The organism is Roseibium sp. SCP15 (genome assembly GCF_040329435.1).
Lineage (GTDB): Bacteria > Pseudomonadota > Alphaproteobacteria > Rhizobiales > Stappiaceae > Roseibium.
Window position 1 is genome coordinate 69,584 of sequence record NZ_JBDZYI010000006.1, and the last position, 19,171, is coordinate 88,754.

The 19,171-nt window shown below is 56.9% G+C and carries 17 protein-coding genes; 4 read left to right on the forward strand and 13 right to left on the reverse strand.

What is annotated here, in order from left to right:
* Window positions 1-2: 2 nt before the first annotated feature.
* Entirely contained in the window at window positions 3-1,265 is a 1,263-nt protein-coding gene (gene glyA / locus ABLO27_RS26400) for a serine hydroxymethyltransferase (RefSeq protein ID WP_353037094.1), read from the reverse strand.
* Between the two features lie 160 nt (window positions 1,266-1,425).
* On the opposite strand from glyA, the gene ABLO27_RS26405 reads away from it, so the two are divergent.
* Window positions 1,426-2,031 (forward strand): helix-turn-helix domain-containing protein, encoded by a 606-nt coding sequence (locus tag ABLO27_RS26405; protein WP_353037095.1) that lies wholly within the window; start codon window positions 1,426-1,428, stop codon window positions 2,029-2,031.
* A gap of 187 nt (window positions 2,032-2,218) precedes the next feature.
* Here ABLO27_RS26405 and speB read toward each other — a convergent pair whose 3' ends face one another.
* The 4 genes from speB to dctP form a co-directional block, all read right to left on the reverse strand.
* Complete coding sequence (gene speB / locus ABLO27_RS26410; RefSeq protein ID WP_353037096.1) at window positions 2,219-3,184, reverse strand: agmatinase; 966 nt, start codon at window positions 3,182-3,184, stop codon at window positions 2,219-2,221.
* A 17-nt stretch (window positions 3,185-3,201) separates the two neighbouring features.
* Window positions 3,202-4,482 carry a TRAP transporter large permease gene (locus ABLO27_RS26415; protein ID WP_353037097.1) on the reverse strand — a complete coding sequence of 427 codons (1,281 nt, stop codon included), beginning with the start codon at window positions 4,480-4,482 and terminating at the stop codon, window positions 3,202-3,204.
* On the reverse strand, window positions 4,479-5,090 hold the full coding sequence (locus ABLO27_RS26420) for a TRAP transporter small permease (protein ID WP_353037098.1): 612 nt from the start codon (window positions 5,088-5,090) through the stop codon (window positions 4,479-4,481). The genes ABLO27_RS26415 and ABLO27_RS26420 overlap by 4 nt, the downstream gene beginning before the upstream one ends.
* Window positions 5,091-5,153: 63 nt before the next feature.
* Entirely contained in the window at window positions 5,154-6,173 is a 1,020-nt protein-coding gene (gene dctP / locus ABLO27_RS26425; protein WP_352948628.1) for a TRAP transporter substrate-binding protein DctP, read from the reverse strand.
* A gap of 136 nt (window positions 6,174-6,309) precedes the next feature.
* Here dctP and ABLO27_RS26430 point away from each other — a divergent pair, with 136 nt between their 5' ends.
* On the forward strand, window positions 6,310-7,197 hold the full coding sequence (locus ABLO27_RS26430; protein ID WP_353037099.1) for a LysR family transcriptional regulator: 888 nt from the start codon (window positions 6,310-6,312) through the stop codon (window positions 7,195-7,197).
* A gap of 18 nt (window positions 7,198-7,215) precedes the next feature.
* Here ABLO27_RS26430 and hisC read toward each other — a convergent pair whose 3' ends face one another.
* From hisC to ABLO27_RS26470, 8 genes are all read right to left on the reverse strand, one after another.
* Window positions 7,216-8,295: a histidinol-phosphate transaminase gene (hisC, locus tag ABLO27_RS26435; RefSeq protein WP_353037100.1), complete on the reverse strand. Its 1,080-nt coding sequence runs from the start codon at window positions 8,293-8,295 to the stop codon at window positions 7,216-7,218.
* Between the two features lie 81 nt (window positions 8,296-8,376).
* Window positions 8,377-9,759: an FGGY-family carbohydrate kinase gene (locus ABLO27_RS26440; RefSeq protein WP_353037101.1), complete on the reverse strand. Its 1,383-nt coding sequence runs from the start codon at window positions 9,757-9,759 to the stop codon at window positions 8,377-8,379.
* Between the two features lie 6 nt (window positions 9,760-9,765).
* Entirely contained in the window at window positions 9,766-10,080 is a 315-nt protein-coding gene (gene rhaM / locus ABLO27_RS26445; protein WP_353037102.1) for an L-rhamnose mutarotase, read from the reverse strand.
* A 3-nt stretch (window positions 10,081-10,083) separates the two neighbouring features.
* Window positions 10,084-11,100, reverse strand: a complete 1,017-nt coding sequence (locus ABLO27_RS26450) for an ABC transporter permease (RefSeq protein ID WP_353037103.1) — start codon at window positions 11,098-11,100, stop codon at window positions 10,084-10,086.
* On the reverse strand, window positions 11,097-12,080 hold the full coding sequence (locus tag ABLO27_RS26455) for an ABC transporter permease (RefSeq protein ID WP_353037104.1): 984 nt from the start codon (window positions 12,078-12,080) through the stop codon (window positions 11,097-11,099). Before ABLO27_RS26455 ends, ABLO27_RS26450 begins: the two co-directional genes overlap by 4 nt.
* Window positions 12,077-13,630, reverse strand: coding sequence for a sugar ABC transporter ATP-binding protein (locus ABLO27_RS26460; protein ID WP_353037105.1), 1,554 nt, complete (start codon window positions 13,628-13,630; stop codon window positions 12,077-12,079). Before ABLO27_RS26460 ends, ABLO27_RS26455 begins: the two co-directional genes overlap by 4 nt.
* Before the next feature lie 88 nt (window positions 13,631-13,718).
* Window positions 13,719-14,711, reverse strand: coding sequence for a rhamnose ABC transporter substrate-binding protein (rhaS, locus tag ABLO27_RS26465; RefSeq protein ID WP_353037106.1), 993 nt, complete (start codon window positions 14,709-14,711; stop codon window positions 13,719-13,721).
* 53 nt (window positions 14,712-14,764) lie between these two features.
* Window positions 14,765-15,571: a DeoR/GlpR family DNA-binding transcription regulator gene (locus ABLO27_RS26470; RefSeq protein ID WP_353037107.1), complete on the reverse strand. Its 807-nt coding sequence runs from the start codon at window positions 15,569-15,571 to the stop codon at window positions 14,765-14,767.
* 185 nt (window positions 15,572-15,756) lie between these two features.
* Between ABLO27_RS26470 and ABLO27_RS26475 the strand changes: the two genes are divergently transcribed.
* Together ABLO27_RS26475 and rhaI are read left to right on the forward strand one after the other, a co-directional pair.
* Complete coding sequence (locus tag ABLO27_RS26475; RefSeq protein WP_353037108.1) at window positions 15,757-17,859, forward strand: bifunctional rhamnulose-1-phosphate aldolase/short-chain dehydrogenase; 2,103 nt, start codon at window positions 15,757-15,759, stop codon at window positions 17,857-17,859.
* 11 nt (window positions 17,860-17,870) lie between these two features.
* Window positions 17,871-19,157, forward strand: a complete 1,287-nt coding sequence (gene rhaI / locus ABLO27_RS26480; protein WP_417714856.1) for an L-rhamnose catabolism isomerase — start codon at window positions 17,871-17,873, stop codon at window positions 19,155-19,157.
* Window positions 19,158-19,171 lie beyond the last annotated feature (14 nt).

The following is a 19,171-nucleotide window of genomic DNA, read 5'->3' on the forward strand; positions in this document are numbered from 1 at the left end:
CCTCAGCGCTCGTCATAAATCGGGAATTGTTTGCACAGTTCGGAGACCTGGGCCCGGGTCGCAGCTTCGACCTCGGCATTGCCGTCCGGATTTGCAGCCAATGCGTCCAGAACATCGCTGATCAGGTGACCGATCTTGCTGAATTCCTCGGGACCGAATCCGCGAGAGCATCCAGCCGCTGTACCAAGACGAACGCCGCTGGTGACGGTCGGCTTCTCGGGATCATCGGGAACGCCGTTCTTGTTGCAGGTGATGCCGGCTCGTTCCAGCGCTGCTTCGGCGGCATTTCCCTTCACGCCCTTGGGGCGAAGGTCGACCAGCATCAGGTGATTGTCCGTTCCACCCGAAACGATCGCGCAGCCGCGTTCGGTCATGACGTCGGACAGTGCCTTGGCGCTGTCGACGACGCGTTGGCAGTATTCCTTGAAGTCCGGCTTCAGGGCTTCACCGAAGGCCACGGCCTTGGCCGCGATCACGTGCATCAGCGGTCCGCCCTGCAAGCCCGGAAAGACTGCAGAGTTGATCTTTTTCGCCAACGCTTCGTCATTGGTCAGAATGACGCCGCCACGCGGACCGCGCAGGGTCTTGTGGGTGGTCGACGTCACGACATGGGCATGGGGCATCGGCGAAGGATGCAGGCCTGTGGCCACCAGTCCGGCGATGTGGGCCATGTCGACCAGAAGCCAGGCGCCAACTTCGTCGGCGATCTCGCGGAACTTCTTGAAATCGATGATGCGGGAATAGGCGGAAGCACCGGCGATGATCAGATGCGGCTTTTCGGCCCGTGCCAATTCGGCCACCTGATCGTAATCGATGACGCCTTCAGCAGTCAGTCCGTATTGAACCGGACGGAACCATTTGCCTGACTGAGCCGGCTTTGCGCCATGCGTCAGGTGACCACCTGCATCAAGGGACATGCCGAGGATCGTGTCGCCCGGCTTCAGGAGAGCCAGTTTCACCGCGCCGTTTGCCTGCGCGCCGGAGTGAGGCTGGACGTTGGCGAATTCTGCGCCGAACAGTTTCTTCAACCGGTCGATGGCTTCTGCTTCGACTTCATCGACATATTCGCAGCCGCCGTAGTAGCGCCGTCCCGGATAGCCTTCGGCGTATTTGTTGGTCAGGACGGAGCCCTGAGCCTGAAGCACGGCTTTAGAGACGATATTTTCCGAGGCGATCAATTCGATCTGATCGGCCTGACGCTCTGCTTCACGGTCAATCGACTTCGCAATGACCGGGTCTGCAACATCCAGATTAGTCCGAAACATTTCTTCCTCCACGTGATTTCCGAAATGCCACCCGTTTCCCCTAAGGCGTCTAATGTTTCTTATAGGAAACTTTTCTTATTTTTGCAACAAATGTTTTCGTTAGAGAAATTTGACCAGTTTTCGAGAATGTGCGACTTACGATGGAGCAGTTGAAAGGCAGATGATGGAACCGGTTTCTCAGAACAAAGACGAAGAGATCGCTGAGGCGGTGGATCCCGATCACCTGGGAAAAATGATCCGCGAGGCGCGCCTGCAAAAAGGCTGGACTCTCGAGGAAGCTGGCAAGGCGGCCGGAATTGGCCGATCGACCCTGTCGAAGATCGAAAACAACCAGACGCGTCCGAGTTTCGATATCGTTCGTCGCCTGACGAAGGCGTTGGAGCTGAAAACGCCGCAGTTGTTCGTTCAATCGGGGCCGAGTGATATTTCAGGCCGGCGCGATGTTACCATTGCCGGTCAGGGGGAACAGCAGGACACGCCGACCTACAGTCACGAGTTATTATGCACCGAGCTGACCAGCAAACGGATGTTTCCCTATATTAGCACGATCAAGGCCAGGGATGTTTCCGAATTCGAAGCGTGGATCCGCCATCGCGGCGAGGAATTCATGTATGTGATCAGCGGAGAGTTGACCCTGTTCACCGAGCACTACCGCCCGCTCGCGCTCAAGGCAGGCGATTCCGTTTATTATGATAGCGGCATGGGCCACGGGTGCGTCTCCACAAGCAAGGAAGACGCTAAGGTTCTCTGGGTGTCTTTGGAATAGGTCTTCTGTTTCCATCTGAAAGAAACAGAAAATGGCGTCAGACAGGCTGGGTTCCATATGAGAGAGCCCGGCCTGTTTGCATGTTTGCGCCACTTTTCTCACAAAAAAACAGCCTGACGCGCTTTCCGGAGCATTGCGTCAGGCTGACAGGAACCTTTTCTGAAGGGGGAATCTACAGAAAGGGAAATTATTTCTTATTATGGAAAATGAAGCCGATGAAGTTCAGCAGCAACTGGGCAGCCAGGACTTGCGTGCTTTGGCTCGGGTCATAGTCAGGCGCGACTTCCACAAGGTCGATGCCGACCACGTTTCCCTGTTTTGACAGGCCCTGCAGAATTTCCAGCACGTCATAATACTGGAAACCACCATGGCTGGGGGTGCCCGTTCCCGGAGCGATTGACGGACAGAAAGCGTCGATGTCGATAGTGACGTAATAGCGGGCGCCTTCCGGAATGCGTGCCAGCACCTGCTCGGTTCCAAGCTTGCGCACCTGACGAACGGAAAGAATGTCCGAACCGCGCGCACGGGCGTCTTCATATCCTTCCCTGGCCGTGGACGACACGTTGCGGATACCCAATTGGGTCATCCCGGACACGTAGTCCTTTTCGATCGCGCGGCGCATGGGGTTGCCATGTCCAACGGTGACACCGTGGCGCTCGTCGACAAAATCCAGATGCGCATCGATCTGGATCACGTGGATCGGACCATTCTTCGCACAGTCATCCTTGAAAGCATTGACGCAGGGAATATTGACGGAGTGATCGCCGCCGATGGTCACCGGCAGGGCACCGGCGTCGAGGATTTTCTTCACGCCGTATTCGATATTGGCGTGACTTTCCTCGGTTTTGGTATGGACGATGTCGGCATCGCCGATATCGACGATCCGCACGTCTTCGCCCAGATAGGTGGCGTCGTCTTCATGATCATAGGCGCCGGCGTGACCGAAGCTGAACAGCGTCGAGGCTTCGCGTACCGACCGCGGACCGAAGCGGGCGCCGGAACGGAACTGACACCCGAAATCGAACGGGGCACCAAGGATTGCGACATCGGCGTCGATCTTGTCCCAGTCGGCGACATATTCCTTCTTGCCAAAGGTGGCGATGCCGACGAATGGCAAGTTCAAGCGACCTGATTCATAGCCATGTCCTGACATGAATTTCTCCGTGTTGTTTATCTGTAGGCCAGTTCCGGCAGGAACAGGGCGATTTGCGGGAAGGCGACCAGGAGACCGGTGACCACCAGCAAGATGATGAGGAAAGGTGGCACACCTCGCACCACATCCACAAACGGGCGCCGGAATACGGCAATCGCGGTGAAGAGGTTACAGCCGAATGGCGGTGTTGCCGCACCAATGGCCACCTGGAGCGTGATCAGCACCCCGACCAGCACCGGATCGAGACCGGTCGCCTTGATCATGGGTGCGAAGATCGGCACCAGGATCAGGATCACCACGATCGAATCCACGAACATGCAGCCGACAAAGAAGGCGATGTTGATCGCAAGCAGAACCGTGAGCGGTCCGGCTTCACTCAGCCCGAGTGCGGAGATGATCGTCTGCGGAACCTGGGCGAACGACAAGGTCCAGGAGAAGGCGGCTCCGGCGGCGATCAGGATGAAGACGACCGACGTGATCGCACCCGTCGACAAGGCGATGTCGGGCAAATCTCGCAGGCGGATCGAGCGAAACACCACAGCTTCCAGGATGACCGCGTAGAGAACGCAGATTGCAGCTGCCTCAGTGGGTGAAAACACGCCGCCATAGATGCCGCCGACAATGATCAGCGGGAAACCCATCGGCCAGACGGCTCGGCGAACCGATTTGAACCGTTCGCCCCAGTCAGCCTTGGGCAGGACAGGAATGTCGTGACGGATCGCGTACCACATGCAATAGGCGGAAAAGAGCGCCACGATCAGAAGACCCGGTACGATCCCTGCAATAAAGAGCTGCGAGATCGAAGTGCCCGAGACAACCCCGTAAATGATCATGCCGATGGAGGGCGGGATCAGATAGGCGAGGTCGGCTGCGTTGACGATCAGGCCGATCGCGAAGCTGTCATTGTAGCCCGATTTCAGCATGCGGGGACGCATGGCGCCGCCAATGGCGACAACGGTTGCCTGGGTGGATCCGCAGACCGCGCCGAACAGGGCGCAGGCGCTGGTGACCGAGATCGCAAGACCACCCTTGATGTGCCCCATGAAACTCATGACCACGTCGATCAGCCTGTTTGCCGAGTGGCCCCGGGTGATGATGTCGGCTGCCAGAATGAACATCGGCACGGCGATCAGCGCTGCTGGCTTGACCCCGCCGATCATCTGCTGAACCAGGATCTGCAGGTTCATGTCCGGGAAATAGACGAGAAACCCGAGCACGGCTGCCGAAATCAGCGGCATCTTCATCGGAAATCCTGCCAGCAGCAGGACAACCATCACAATGAGCATGAGCTCGGTCATGACTTGCTCTCCTCACCTTGCTGATCTGCATAGCGGCTAAGCGCTGCAGTGGTTTCCGGATCTTCGTAGCTGTCCACCTCGACGTAAGAGACATAGACCTCTTCTTCGGCGAGGTTCAGGTTGCGAAGGGCCGTCAGGAAGTATTGAAGGGACGTCAGCGCCAGGCCGACCACCACCCAGATATAGGTGAGATAAAGCGGCACCTGCAGCGACGGCGTCACACGTCCCCTGCGCGCAACCTTGGCGACATATTCGTAGGCATACCAGGCAAGAACCGCCATCATGATCGCCGTTGTAAGCGCGATGACGATCATCAGGATCTTGCGCGCCTTCAATGGCAGGGCGTCATAGATCGCCGACATGCGGATATGGATGCCTTTTCGCGTGGCATAGCCCAGTCCCATGAAGGTGACGATCACGATCAGGAACTCGTTGAGCTCTTCGGAAAAATAGATGGATTGATGAAACACGTAGCGGCCAAGCACGTTGGCGATCGTGTTTGCCGCCATCAGGATGATACCCCAGCTCAGGATCTGAACTTCGATCTTGCCGATGACGGCATCGACCTTGCCAAGGATGCTGAGCGATGCGGATTTGCTCTCCTGCATGATCCCCTCCCGGTGTTGTGTCCCCTGCGCGAACCACGCAGGGGACGGTTTGACCGAACAGGCTTACTGGGAGGCTTGGATTTCAGCCTGCAGAGCGTCCAGCAGCTCCTGGCCACGTGCACCGGCAGTTTCTATGTAGGCTGCTGCGGTGTCACCGCTGCGGGCACGAAAGGCGTCACGCTCTTCTTCGGTCAGGACGACGATGCCGATATCCGGTTTCGCTTCCTTGATGATGTCCAGTCGCTTCTGGTTGAAGTCCGTGACCACACCGTCAATGAAACCGGTCATGTCGGCCATGGTGTCGCGAACCAGCTTCTGGCGATCCGGAGACAGGGTCTCGAACCAGTCGGATCCGGCGACAACGGTGGTCACGAGTTCCTGTTCACCGGCCCAGATCAGGTGGCTGGTAACCTCGTAGAACTTCATTTCCTCAATGGTCGGGATCGGGTTCACCTGGCCGTCAACCGCGCCGAGCTGCAAGGCCCCGAATACCTCGCCGAAAGGCAGCGGGGTCGGGCTGGCACCCATATTTTTGTAGGTCTCCAGAAGGATCGGGGACACCATGACGCGCATCTTGAAGTTGGAGAAATCTTCCGGCGAGCGGATTTCCCGGTTGGTGGTCCAGACCTGCGCGCCTTCGGAATACATCGTCAGCACTTCCAGGCCACGCTGGCGGAAATCCTCGTTGAGAGGCCCGTAGATGGTTTCCGAGCTACTGAGAATGTTCGAGATTGCAGCTGGATCGGACGGCAGCAGGTAAGGCAGCAGGAACACCTGGCTTTCCGGCACGATGGTGCCGAGGTTGCCGATGGAGACGTTGGTGAACTGGATGACGTTGTCGGCAGCCTGTTCGACTGTCTGGGTCGGCGTGCCGAGGGTTCCCATCGGGTAGACGGTGACTGTCACTTCGCCGTTGGTTGCGGTCTCGATGCGCTTTTTGAACTCCTGCGCATAGGCGTCCATGATCGAGCCCGGAATTTCCTCGATGGCAAATTTCCAGTCTTCAGCCTGTGCGCTGAAAGGGGCCAGTCCGAGTGCGGCCACAACCGCTGCAGACTTCAGGATCGGGAACTTGAATTTCATGCTGGTTCTCCTCCCAGAGATTTCAAAGTGGAACTGAGTGGGCAGAGAACATCACATTGCCTTTCGTTAAAAAATATCGTTTATATGATCCTTACATGAACGAAATTCATGTAATCCCGATATCATGGAGAACGTCATGAAATTGCTTCGCAATACACTGCTGGAGACTTTCGTGGCGGTCGTTGAATGTGGTGGCTTCAGCGACGCGCAACATCGTCTGGGCATCACGCAATCGGCAATAAGCTGCCGCATCCGTGACCTGGAAATCACCCTTGGCTACCGGGTCTGCGAGCGCGGACGCGGCGGTTTTTGCCTCACGGAACGAGGGAAAATTGCCTATGAGAAGGCGAGGGATGTTCTGCGGCGTGTGCGTGACTTCGATTCAGAACTCACCGAGCTCAGGGACAATATCTCCGGGGATCTGCGCATAGGCATTGTCGATACGATCAGCAGTCTTCCAGGCTTTCCGTTGGTTCCGGCAATGCAGAAATTCCTGAGCCGTAAAAACGAAGTCCAGCTGGAAGTCGTCGTCGCCTCGCCGACGGATTTGACGCAAGGCCTGATCACCGGCCTGCTGCATGTCGCGATCGCACCGTTCAAGAACCAGGTTGCCGAGCTGAGCTACGCGGAGATCTGTACCGAGGTTCACAATCTCTATTGCGGCCGGGACCATCCCTTGTTTTCGGCGCCACCTGAGGAGATCACACCGGACATCTTGCAAAAGTATCCGGTTTGCCGACGCGCCTACGACCCTGGGACAGCCGCACTCGTTTCCGCCTCTGAGCCCAGCCCGGTGGTGGCCAACATGGAAGCCATGGCGATGTTGATCGAGAGCGGACACTATCTCGGTGCGCTTCCCGATCATTTTGCGCAAGCCTGGGTGCAAAGGGGCGCCTTCAAGGAACTGACCCACGAAGAACTGCGCTGGACCTCGACCTTTTACATCGCAGCCAGGGAGTCACAGGTTCAACGGCGCGCGGTGGAATTGTTCCTTCAGGACACTATGGGTGTCTTGAACTTGTGACGACGCGCTCCGGAGCCGTTATTTCCTACCCGCAGCCGTCTCTAGAAGAATGTCACCGGTTGCATCCAGTAGTTTGCCGCACTCTTGCGACGACCCGATGGAAATTCTGAGCCAGTTGTCGATCCGGGGTTGGATGAAATGGCGGACCAGGATGCCTCGGGACCGCAGACCTGTGAGCAGGTCCCTTGCGGGTACCTTGCTGTGTGACGCAAAGACGAAATTTGTTGCCGACGGCAACACGGTGAATCCCTGAACCTTGAGAGCTTCTGCAACTCGCTTCCGGTCAACAACGACCTTGTCGCGAGTGGTCTCGAACCAGTCCCGGTCGTTCCAGGCGGCCAGGCCCCCCGCAAGTGACAGACGGCTTATAGGATAGGAGTTGAAACTGTCCTTGATCCGCCTGAGAGCTTCGATGAGGTGCGGCTGCCCGGCAGCAAAACCAACACGCATCCCGGCAAGGCTTCGGGACTTCGAAAAGGTCTGGACCACGAGAAGGTTGTCGTACCGGGGCACAAGCGTGACCGCACTCTCGGCACCGAAATCGACATAGGCTTCGTCAACCAGAACAACAACGTCTGGATTTTGTCTCAGGACCTGTTCCAGACTGTCCAGAGACATGGCAATCCCTGTCGGAGCATTCGGGTTGGCTATGACGACACCGCCGCAAGGAACCGCATAGTCCTCAAGGTCATATTCGAAGGCGTCGTTCAGCGGAATGGTCCGATATTCGATGCTGTAAAGCCGACAATAGGTTCTGTAGAAGCTGTAGGTAACATCGGCAAAAAGAACCGGTTCCTTGCCAGTGAAGAATGCGTTGAATGCGTGTGCCAGCACATCGTCGGATCCATTGCCGACAAAGATATTGTCCGATCCGAGTTGGAGGTCAGCTCCAATGGCCGATTTCAGGTCGGTAGCCTCGGGGTCCGGATAAAGCCTCAGCCCGACATCTGTTGCAGCTCGTATCGCATCCAGTGCGCTGGGCGATGGCCCATATGGATTTTCATTGGTGTTGAGCTTGATGAAAACCTGGTTCTTGGGTTGCTCCCCCGGCGTATAGGGAACCAGTCTTTCCACGATGGGGCTCCAGAACCTGCTCATGACCTATCCTGCATTGTCCGGTTTGCTTGCGGGTTTGCAAAACACACGCCTAGGCCGGATGAAGGAATTCAGCAAGGCGATTCAGTGCACGAGGTCGCGCCACTTTGCTGCATAGCCGGAAAATGCCGGAGTGATGGTTAGGGTTTGTTTGCTGTTGTCGGCCATGGAATCGTTCTGGCGTTGAGGTCCTTTGGCCAGCAAGGCCGCTCCGATGCTGGTTCCGGTGACAGAGCCTTCGGCGGCTTCAACCGGCCGGTTCGTTGCGGCTTCCAGCATGCGCTTGTAGAGGGAATTGGATGCAAACGGCCCTTCCACAATGATGGGCCCTTTCGCTCCCGTCATGGCAAGGCATTCTGCGGTCATCAAGGCAAGATAGAAGGAAAGAGCGGCAAAGCGCTCTCCGTCCGTCAATTCTGTTTCGGCGGCGGTCCAGCGATGGCTCTTTCCCTGAAAGGGCCCGGAGCGGGGATCAACGGCCGGGAGCAGCATCACGCTCTGTTCAACGACTTTTCGGGCTTCAGTGTCAGTTGCCGTGCATGGACGACCGTCCAGGACCAATTCGAACTCGCGTCCTCCCATGAAACGGGCCGACGGTACAGGGTCACCAAGAGCGTTGACATTGATCAGCGTGTCCCGTGCAGGGTCGAGTTGAACAGGCTCTCCGTCAATCGCCAAAACGATGACCCAGGTGCCGGTCGAGACGACCGAGAAGGGAGCTTCACGCCTTAGGAGGTGCGGAAGCAGAGATGCGTTGGAATCGTGAATTCCGCACGAGACGGGAACGGTCTCCGGCAATCCGGTCAGTGCCGTCACCTCCGGCAGGACCGGACCGAGCGTGTCGATCGCGCGGTGGACCGGTGCCATTTTGCCGGCAAGTTCCATGCGCGTAACAAGCGAGGAAAAGCAGTTTTGCGACGGGTTCCACAAATCCGTGTGGCACCCGAGAGAGGTTACCTCATTGGCGCGAATTCCGGTGAGGCGGTAGGTCCAGTATTGCGGGTAAGTCAGAATGGTCGCCGTTCTGTCGCGCAGCATTGGATCTGACTTGAATTGCCAGAACAACTGGGCACCGACATTCAGTCCCATTCCAAGACGGGGGGAGCCTGTTTCGGAAAACTCCGGACGGATCGCATCATAATCGGCTGCAAGCGTGTCCGGGCCATCGAATTCGTAGTCCAGAACAGGTGCGGCGAGAGTGCCGTCTTCTTTTAGTAGGACAGCCGACGCGCCGTGGGTCGTGACCGAAATGGCATCTACGCCGAAATCTGAATGAAGCTGCTTCAGGGCATCGCAAATGAAGTGCCAGTGCCCGTCGATGTCGTAATGTGGATAGGGGGGACCTGACAGCACTTTGTTGGGCCGAGTCAGAACTCCGGTTTCCCGTTCGGTTTCAATATCGACGACAGCCACTTTTGCATTTGTCTTACCGATATCGATCACGCCGACATGTTTCACATCCCTCATCCGCTTTCAGTCCATGTGAAAGACGGTTTCAAGCGGAATGGCGACGGGTTCATTGTCCGATCCGGTTTCCATGATGTCCGCCATATGCGCCCACCACTTTTGCATGACCGGATGAGACGGCAGGTCTTCCATCTTGTGATCGTCGGAACGCCACAGGACCCCGAAAAGAATGTGTGTCTGAGGGTCAAGGTGAATGGAATAGTCCCGGATACCGGCCTCTTTCAGCAGAGCGACAAGTTCGGGCCAGATCTCGTCATGGCGCTTTCTGTATTCTGCTTCCATGCCCGGATTGAGCTGCATCCTGAATGCAAATTTTTCCATGGGTCATGTTCTCCTGCGGGCAAGCAGCTGCCGGGCAATCCTGGGAAGTGCGATTACAGCGATCAGGAGCAGGCCGATGAAGATCGACATCACGATGCCCGGAACATTCAAGAGGCCGAAGCCGAATGTAACCATGCCCATGACGAAGGCGGCGATGACGACACCGGGGATGGTTCCCGATCCGCCCAGAATACTGATCCCGCCAAGCACCACCATGGTGACGACTTCAAGCTCCCAACCAAAAGCGATGGAGGGACGCGTCGCTCCAAGTCTGGACGTCAGGCAAATGGCGGCCACACCCGACATAACTCCTGTCAGCAGGAACAGTATGAATTTCACTCTGGAAACCTGAATTCCGGAAAAGAGAGCGCCGACCGGGTTGTTGCCGATGACATAAACCGCACGGCCGAAATTTGTCCGGTGCAGAAGAATGGCAAACAGGATTGCCATCACGGCAAACAGGACGAGCTCAAAGGAAATCACCCACCAGACATAGCCTTGTCCGAAAAAGGCAAAATCGGACGGGTAACCTGTGTAGGCTTTGTCCCCGAGCACGATATAGGAGATGCCCCGGAACAGGCTCATTGTTCCGATGGTGACGACAATCGACGGCAATCCGAATCCCGTCACCAGAAAACCGTTGAATGCTCCGCAGGCAAGCCCAACACCGAGGCCGATCAAAACCAGAATGGAGGTATCAGCTCCCAGCTGGACGGCAAAACCCATCGCGGTCGACGCGAGCGCGATGATCGATGCGACAGAAAGGTCGATTTCGCCCGAAATGATCAGCAACGCCATGGCAAAGGCGATCAGCGCCTTTTCGGTGAAATTGAACGTCGCGTCGGAAAGGTTCCAAGGGTCGAGGAAATAGGGTGATGCGAAGCTGTTGATGATGAACACCGCGACGGCAACGCCGAGCAGCAACAGTTCCCAACTCGCGAGAAAACGTTGCAGAGGAGACCTTAGCCGGTCCGGTATCTGGCGATCTGAAACCTGAGAGGTGCCTGAGGCAAGGCTCATAACGCGTGCTCCGCTTTTTTCAGAATGACCCGGCCCTTGGTCCGGTTGGACGTTGCATTGAAGGCGACGGCGATGATGATTGCGCTGCCCGAAATGGCGAGCTGCCAGAAAGGCGAAATGTTGACGACTGGCAGCGCGTTCTTGACGATGCCGAGGAACAGGGCTCCGAGCAGGGCGCCTCCCACAGAGCCGATGCCGCCGGCAATCGAAATTCCGCCGATGACGCAGGCCGCAACCACCTCCAGTTCGAAACCACCTGCAATATCGACATAGGCAACAGCATAGCGGGCAACCCAGAGATATCCCGTCAAACCGGCCAGGGCCCCGGACAGAATGAAGGCCGCGCACTGGGTTCGGCCGACATTTATGCCGGTGTAGACTGCAGCATGAGGATTGCCGCCCACGGCATAGAAGGCGCGACCGAGCGGGCTTCTGCCAACCAGAATGATGAAGCCGACAACGACCAGAATGGCCATCCAGGAGAGAACCGGCAGGCCAAGAATGACTTCTCGCGGGAAGGCCTTGAAGGCCGGGCTCATCTCATGGGCGTTGATCCATTCCCCGCCCGAAATCACAAAGATGATGCCGCGATAAATGGTCATTGTACCGAGCGTGACGACAATCGGCGGAATGTCGAGCTTCCAGACCAGCAGACCGTTCACCAGACCCATCAGCGTTCCAAGGCCAATGGCGATCAGCAGGATCACGGGAACAGGCAAGTCCGGCATGGCGGTGTTGAGCATTGCGACAACCATGCCTGTCAGAGCCAGATTTGCGGCGACGGAAAGATCGATGCAGCGGGTCAGAATGACGGCCATCTGCCCAAGAGCAAGAATGATCAGCGGGGCGGTGTCGTTGAACACACTGGCCAGGTTCTTTGGAGCTGCAAAGGCTGGAAAGCGTGTCGAGATCACCAACAGGAGCGCCAGGATGGCTGCTGCCAGAATGCCCTCGCGAGACTTGATCAACGATTGGATCATGACTTCACCTCCGAGATGCCGGCTGCCGCCCTGACAAGATGTTCCGGAGTGAGGTCACCACCTTCAAACTCCGCCGCGATACGACCTTCGCGCATGACGATCACCCGATCCGACATGCCCAAAATTTCCGGAATCTCGGAAGAAACCATGATGACGGCGAGCCCTTCGGCCGCCAGTTCAGCCATGAATTCATGCACCGCCGCCTTGGAGCCGATATCGATGCCCTTGGTCGGTTCATCCAGGATGATGACTCGCGGCTGCGTCGCCAGCCATTTGGCGATGACCACCTTTTGCTGGTTGCCGCCGGAAAGTTCGCCAATGTCCTGATCAAGTGCTGCTGCGCGTAAATCAAGGCGCTGAGTGTAATCGCGCGCCAGTTTGAACTCCTCGGCCAGTCGGAGAAAACCGTTCTTCGAGGTCTTCTTCAGCGAGGGCAGAGAAACGTTCTGGAAGATAGGCAATCCCTTGATTGCCCCCTGCCTGCCGCGATCCTCAGGCACATAGACGATACCGTGGCTGATCGCTTCGTCAGGCGACCGGATAACAGCGATTTCCCCGTCAATGCGTATCGCGCCTTTCGACGGTTTGGTCACGCCGAAGAGCGCCTGCATGACTTCACTTCGGCCCGCACCGACCAATCCGTAGAAACCAAGGATTTCTCCCCTTCGCAATGAGAAGCCGATATCCTCGAATTCCGTGGGATGGCAGTAGCCGGCGACCTTGAAAACTTCCTCTCCCGGATTGGAATTGCGCTCGGGAAAAACCTGATCGACCGACCGTCCAACCATCAGGCGGACAAGATCCTGTTCGGTGACATCGGAGATTTTTCCCGCACCGACCATCTGGCCATCCCGAAACACCGTGAAACGGTCTGCGATCCGGAAGATCTCATCGAATTTGTGGCTGATGAAGAGGATTGCCTTGCCTTCCGCCTTCAGCCGCTCGACGAGTTCGTAGGTTTCTTCGATTTCCTTGTGCGACAGAGATGCGGTCGGCTCATCCATGATCACGATTTTCGCGTCCACGGAAAGCGCCCGCGCAATGGCGACAAGGTGCTTGTTGGCGATGCCGAGATCTTTCAGCGTTACTTTCGGATCTATCTGCGCACCTATCCGATCGAGCAGATCCTTGGACTTGCGCAGCATCTCTGCACGGTCGATCAGGCCAAAGCGGGTTTTCGGTGCGTGCCCTATGAATATGTTTTCCGCTACCGACAAGTCGTCGAAGAGTACGGTTTCCTGGTGAATGGCGGTGACGCCAGCCTTGCCCGCATCCTGCGCCGTTGGAAAGGAGACGGGTTGGCCGTTGATGGAAATCCGGCCGCCATCTGGCTGATAGATGCCTGTCAGGACTTTCACGATGGTGGATTTTCCCGCACCGTTTTCGCCGACCAGCGCGGTGACTTCACCGGGGTAGAGTTCGAGCGCGACCTCAGAGAGCGCCTTGACGCCTGGAAAGGACTTCGAAATGCCCTCCAGCGAAAGAACCGGCGCTGCTCCTTGTGTTGCGTGCGCGTGCACGTTCTCGATGCCCTGCGAGTTCGCAAGCATTACCAGTACCCCGGTGACTATTGTTGTTATTGGGTTTGGAAAGGCCCGGCACTGTTCGCCGGGCCGTCAATTGCCTGGAACCTAAAGCTTAGAAGATATCCTTGAAGTCGTCGATGTTGGAGCTGTCATAGACAAACGGGTCAGCCATCGCGCCTTCATTGTTATCATCAAGTGTCAGGGATCCCATGCGGCCCATCGGAATTTCAGCACCTGGCTTTGCTTCGGCGTTACCATTCGCCAGATTGTAGGCAAGCATGGTGGCGGAGTAACCGAGATCGATCGGGTTCCAGATCGCAAAGGACTTCGAGGCACCGGAGTCGATGTGGCCGGCCATCTCAGAAGGCAGGCCCAGTCCGGTCACGTTGATCTGACCGGCTTTTTCGGCGTCAGACACGGCCTGCGCAGCGGCAACGATACCCACGGATGTCGGGGCGATAATCGCTTTCAGATCAGGGTAAGTCTGCATGAGGCCCTGCGCTTCGCGATAGGACTTGTCGGCCAGGTCATCGCCGTAAACGGTCGCAACGACATTGATGCCCGGATAATTGCCCTTCACCTTGTTCATCTCTTCGATCCAGGTGTTCTGGTTCGTCGCCGTAGCGGAAGCGGAGAGAACAGCAACGTCGCCACCATCAGGCAGGTGGTCTGCCGCCAGTTTGATGATCATGTTGCCGATCAGAGGATTGGAAGAGGGATTGAGGTGCAGTTGGCGGCCCTCGGGCGCGACGCCTGAATCCCAGGAAACCACCGTAATGCCGCGTTGCATGGCTTTCTTCAGTGCCGGAACCAGGGCGTCCTGATCATTTGCGGAAATGGCGATTGCATCGACCTTCTGCGCAATCAGCGCATTAATGACTTCGATCTGTCCTTCCGCTGTCGTGTCGGTCGGTCCGGTGTAGATGATTTCAACATCACCAAGTTCCTTGGCGGCTTCCTCGGCCCCCTTGGCGGCCGCCTCGAAGAAGCCGATGCCGAGTGCCTTGACGACAAGGGCAATGCGTTTGGTTTCGGCCTGTGCCGGTCCAGCTATACAGACGGCGGCAACGGCAGTTGCAGCCAGAAGTGATTTGAAGAGTTTCATTGTCTTCCTCCCTAGATAGCTGCCGGCCCTCCCAGGTCTCGGCAGAATTCCGGCTAACCGCTTGAGGTTGCCTTGGTTTGTGCGGCGTTCGATTGCGCCACGATCAATTTCACGTCTGCCTGCTCGAGCATGTTGGCCGCGCTATCGGGAATGCCTTCGTCCGTGACCACGGTCGAGATCCGTTCCAGCGGACACAGGATCAGGCTGGAGCGGGCGCTGAATTTGGATGAATCCACCAGAACCACCAGTTCGTCTGCCTGTCCGATGAGTTTCTGTTCGGCCTGGATCAGCAAGGGGTCGGCTTCCATCAGTCCGAGAGGGCCCAATCCTTGAGCGCCCATGAACATGCGCTTGGCATAGAAATTCCGCGTCACGTCATTGTCGAACGGGCTCAGAATGATGTTCTGCTCGCGATAGATCGCGCCACCCGAAAGCATGATCGTGTTTTTGGAATTCTTCAGAAGATGCTCGGCAATCGGAAAGGAGTTGGTGAACACCTGCATGCGCTTGGTTGCCAGCGGATGCACCATCTGAAATGTCGTCGTGCCGCCATTGATGATGATTGCATCGCCATCCTCGCAGAGCTCAACCGCCTTTTGGGCAATTGCGCGTTTTTGCGCGATGTTGATCGTTTCGTTGACGCTGAAGGGGCGTCCGGCCAGTCCGACGAATTGCGGTGGATGGATCGACTCGGCCCCGCCGCGAACCCGGCGCAACTTTTTCTGCACATGCAGTGTTGCAATGTCCCGGCGGATCGTCGCCTCCGAGGAATCGGTCAACGCCACCAGTTCCTGGACAGTCACGACCGGACGATCCTGGACGGCGGATAGAATTATCCTGTGGCGTTCTTTCTCGTGCATGTGTTCCTCCCGATGTTCAAAAGTTTCCACCAAAAACGCTCACTGTCAATCATAAAATGTCAAAAATAATCATATTGCGACGCATAATGATTGTTAATGATCGTTTTTGATTGACAATACGATCTGTTCGAGCGAGTTTCTAATCAACCAGGCAAGCGCTGTCAGGCATATTTTGGGAGGAATGAATGTTGAACTCTGCCGCAGGATCCCGGCTTCAGAATCTTTGGGACGAGGAGAAGGCGCGGAGCATGAGCGAAGCCGAGCTCTTGCTGTACCGGTCGAACCTTCTTGGTTCAGACAAACGCATCACCAACTACGGCGGTGGCAACACCTCGGCAAAGGCGCTTGAGAATGACCCTTTGTCGGGAGCGCAGGTTGAGGTTCTTTGGGTCAAGGGATCTGGCGGCGATGTCGGCACGATCAAGATGGACGGCTTTGCCACGCTCTACATGGACAAGCTGCACGCTCTCAAGGACCTCTATCGAGGTGTCGAGTTTGAAGATGAGATGGTTGGCTATCTGCCCCATTGCACTTTCAACCTGAACCCGCGCGCGGCTTCCATCGACACGCCGCTGCATGCCTATGTTCCCGGGAAGCATGTCGATCACATGCACCCTGATGCCATTATCGCCATCGCCGCAGCCGCTGACAGCAAGGCCCTCACTCAGGAAATCTTTGGAGATGAGATCGGATGGCTTCCCTGGAAGCGGCCGGGCTATGAGCTCGGATTGTGGCTGGAGAAGTTTTGCAGAGAAAACCCTGAAGCGCGTGGAGTTGTGCTGGAAAGTCACGGCCTTTTCACCTGGTCCGACGATGCCAGAACCTGTTACGAGACCACGCTTGAAATCATCAACAAGGCGATCGGGTGGTTCGAAAACAGAACTTCGGGCAAGGACGCTTTTGGTGGCGCAAGGCACTGTGCATTGTCTCCTGCCGAACGGCGTCAGGTGGCGGCAGGTCTGATGCCGGCCATACGTGGAATGGTGTCCGGCAAGCAGCACATGGTCGGACATTTCGATGACAGCGATGCGGTGCTGGAATTCGTATGTTCAAGGGATATGGAAGCGCTGGCAGCACTCGGAACGAGTTGTCCCGACCACTTCCTGCGGACCAAGATCCGACCTCTTGTCGTGAATTTTGATCCGGCTGCTCCGGATCTGAATGCCACTTTGGCCGGTCTTGGAGATGCCATCGCGACTTATCGCGAAGACTATGCAGCCTACTATGATCGCTGCAAGCACACCGACAGTCCGGCGCTGCGCGACGCGAATGCCGTCGTCTATCTTGTCCCCGGAGTTGGCATGATCACTTTTGCCAAGGACAAGGCAACCGCCCGGATCTCCGCAGAGTTCTACGTCAACGCGATCAACGTCATGCGTGGAGCCTCAAGCGTCTCCACCTATCGCGGCCTGCCGGAGCAGGAAGCGTTCGACATCGAATACTGGCTTCTGGAAGAGGCCAAGTTGCAGCGGATGCCGAAACCGAAAAGCCTTGCCGGCAAGATTGCTCTTGTGACCGGCGGTGCCGGCGGGATCGGATCTGCAACAGCGGAACGTTTCCTGCGCGAAGGGGCCTGCGTCGTCTTGGCAGACATCGATGCAGAGGCGCTTTCCGCGACTGCCGAGCTGCTAAGCGGTCGGTATTCCTCCGATGCTGTCAGATCGGTCACGATGGATGTCACGAGCGAAGAAGCCGTTGCAGACAGTTTCGCGCGCGCCGCACTGGAATTCGGCGGCGTTGACATTCTTGTCTCCAACGCCGGGATCGCGTCGTCTGCGCCGATCGAGGAAACAACGTTGGACCTCTGGAACCGGAACATGTCGATCCTGTCCACCGGCTATTTCCTCGTCTCACGGGCAGCTTTCCGGTTGATGAAAGCGCAGAAGATCGGCGGGTCGATCGTCTTTATCGGTTCAAAGAATGGTCTTGCGGCTTCGCCGGGTGCCAGCGCCTATTGCACGGCCAAGGCGTCGGAGTTGCATCTCGCCCGTTGCCTTGCACTTGAAGGGGCGCCGGAAGGCATTCGTGTCAATGTCGTCAATCCGGATGCCGTCTTGCGTGGTTCCAAGATCTGGTCCGGCAGCTGGTTGAAGGAACGCGCCGACGCCTATGGCAAGGATACGTCCGAACTCGAAGAGCATTATCGGCAGCGGTCGTTGCTGAAAAAGTCCGTTCTGCCCGAAGACATCGCTGAGGCGACCTATTTCTTCGCCAGCGAGTTTTCGGCAAAATCCACCGGCAACATTCTCAATGTTGATGCCGGAAACGTTCAGGCCTTCACGCGCTAACGGAGAGTTTCATGCCAATGATTGAAGGCGGCCTGCTGGCACGCGAAAACGAGATGCGCACGCATGACCTGAAGCGCGACTATGACATGCTTGGCGAACATCTTGAGCGTCGCGGCATTGCAATTGACAGGATCAGGGACAAGGTTGCCGCCTACGGTGTGGCAATCCCCTCCTGGGGAGTTGGAACGGGCGGTACCCGGTTTGCACGCTTTCCCGGTGCCGGAGAGCCCCGCAACATCTTCGACAAGCTGGAAGACTGCTCAGTCATTCAGGAACTGACCAGGGCAACCCCCAGGGTTTCGTTGCACATCCCCTGGGACAAGGCGGATCCTGCCGACCTGAAAGCCGCCGCCGCGGAACTCGGTCTTGGCTTTGACGCCATGAATTCCAATACCTTTCAGGATCAGCCTGGCCAACCGTTTTCGTACAAGTTCGGTTCCTTGTCTCATACCGACCGGGGCACGCGGCAACAGGCCATCGAGCACAATCTGGAATGCATTGAACTTGGCAAGGCGATAGGGTCAATGGCCCTGACGGTCTGGGTTGGCGATGGTTCGAACTTCCCCGGTCAGGCACATTTTGTCCGGCAGTTCGAACGCTACCTGGAAGCGGCTCGAACAATCTATGCCAGCCTGCCTGAGGACTGGCGGCTCTTTACCGAGCACAAGATGTATGAGCCGGCATTTTATTCAACCGTGGTCCAGGATTGGGGGACCAACTACCTGATTGCCAATGAGCTGGGTGACAAGGCGTTTTGCCTCGTCGACCTTGGACATCACGCACCCAACGTCAACATTGAGATGGTCGTCGCCCGCCTCGTTCAGTTCGGCAAGCTCGGCGGATTTCATTTCAATGACAGCAAGTATGGGGACGACGATCTGGATACCGGGTCAATCGACCCTTATCGGCTGTTCCTTGTTTTCAATGAGCTTGTCGATGCTGAAAACCTTCAGGCGCCAGGTTTCGATCCGGCTCACATGCTGGACCAGTCGCACAATGTCACCGATCCGATTGAAAGCCTGATGGTTTCCGCCATGGAAGTTCAGCGGGCCTATGCCCAGGCCCTGCTGGTGGACAGGCAAAGGCTGGAAGTTTGCCAGGAAGAAAATGATGCCCTGATGGCAACCGCGACGTTGAAACGTGCCTTCCGCACAGATGTTGAACCGATCCTGGCAATGGCAAGGTTGGAAACGGGGGGCGCTATTGATCCGGTTGCCACCTATCGCGCATCGGGTTACCGCCGAAAAGTCGCCGAAATCCGCCCCGAAGTGACGGGGGCAGGCGGCGGTATCGTCTAGGTTCAGATTAAAAA

Coding starts and splice junctions, on each gene's coding strand:
- glyA (WP_353037094.1), bottom strand. CDS start 1,265: ATGTTTCGGACTAATCTGGATGTTGCAGACCCGGTCATTGCGAAGTCG.
- ABLO27_RS26405 (WP_353037095.1), top strand. CDS start 1,426: ATGATGGAACCGGTTTCTCAGAACAAAGACGAAGAGATCGCTGAGGCG.
- speB (WP_353037096.1), bottom strand. CDS start 3,184: ATGTCAGGACATGGCTATGAATCAGGTCGCTTGAACTTGCCATTCGTC.
- ABLO27_RS26415 (WP_353037097.1), bottom strand. CDS start 4,482: ATGACCGAGCTCATGCTCATTGTGATGGTTGTCCTGCTGCTGGCAGGA.
- ABLO27_RS26420 (WP_353037098.1), bottom strand. CDS start 5,090: ATGCAGGAGAGCAAATCCGCATCGCTCAGCATCCTTGGCAAGGTCGAT.
- dctP (WP_352948628.1), bottom strand. CDS start 6,173: ATGAAATTCAAGTTCCCGATCCTGAAGTCTGCAGCGGTTGTGGCCGCA.
- ABLO27_RS26430 (WP_353037099.1), top strand. CDS start 6,310: ATGAAATTGCTTCGCAATACACTGCTGGAGACTTTCGTGGCGGTCGTT.
- hisC (WP_353037100.1), bottom strand. CDS start 8,295: ATGAGCAGGTTCTGGAGCCCCATCGTGGAAAGACTGGTTCCCTATACG.
- ABLO27_RS26440 (WP_353037101.1), bottom strand. CDS start 9,759: ATGAGGGATGTGAAACATGTCGGCGTGATCGATATCGGTAAGACAAAT.
- rhaM (WP_353037102.1), bottom strand. CDS start 10,080: ATGGAAAAATTTGCATTCAGGATGCAGCTCAATCCGGGCATGGAAGCA.
- ABLO27_RS26450 (WP_353037103.1), bottom strand. CDS start 11,100: ATGAGCCTTGCCTCAGGCACCTCTCAGGTTTCAGATCGCCAGATACCG.
- ABLO27_RS26455 (WP_353037104.1), bottom strand. CDS start 12,080: ATGATCCAATCGTTGATCAAGTCTCGCGAGGGCATTCTGGCAGCAGCC.
- ABLO27_RS26460 (WP_353037105.1), bottom strand. CDS start 13,630: ATGCTTGCGAACTCGCAGGGCATCGAGAACGTGCACGCGCACGCAACA.
- rhaS (WP_353037106.1), bottom strand. CDS start 14,711: ATGAAACTCTTCAAATCACTTCTGGCTGCAACTGCCGTTGCCGCCGTC.
- ABLO27_RS26470 (WP_353037107.1), bottom strand. CDS start 15,571: ATGCACGAGAAAGAACGCCACAGGATAATTCTATCCGCCGTCCAGGAT.
- ABLO27_RS26475 (WP_353037108.1), top strand. CDS start 15,757: ATGTTGAACTCTGCCGCAGGATCCCGGCTTCAGAATCTTTGGGACGAG.
- rhaI (WP_417714856.1), top strand. CDS start 17,871: ATGCCAATGATTGAAGGCGGCCTGCTGGCACGCGAAAACGAGATGCGC.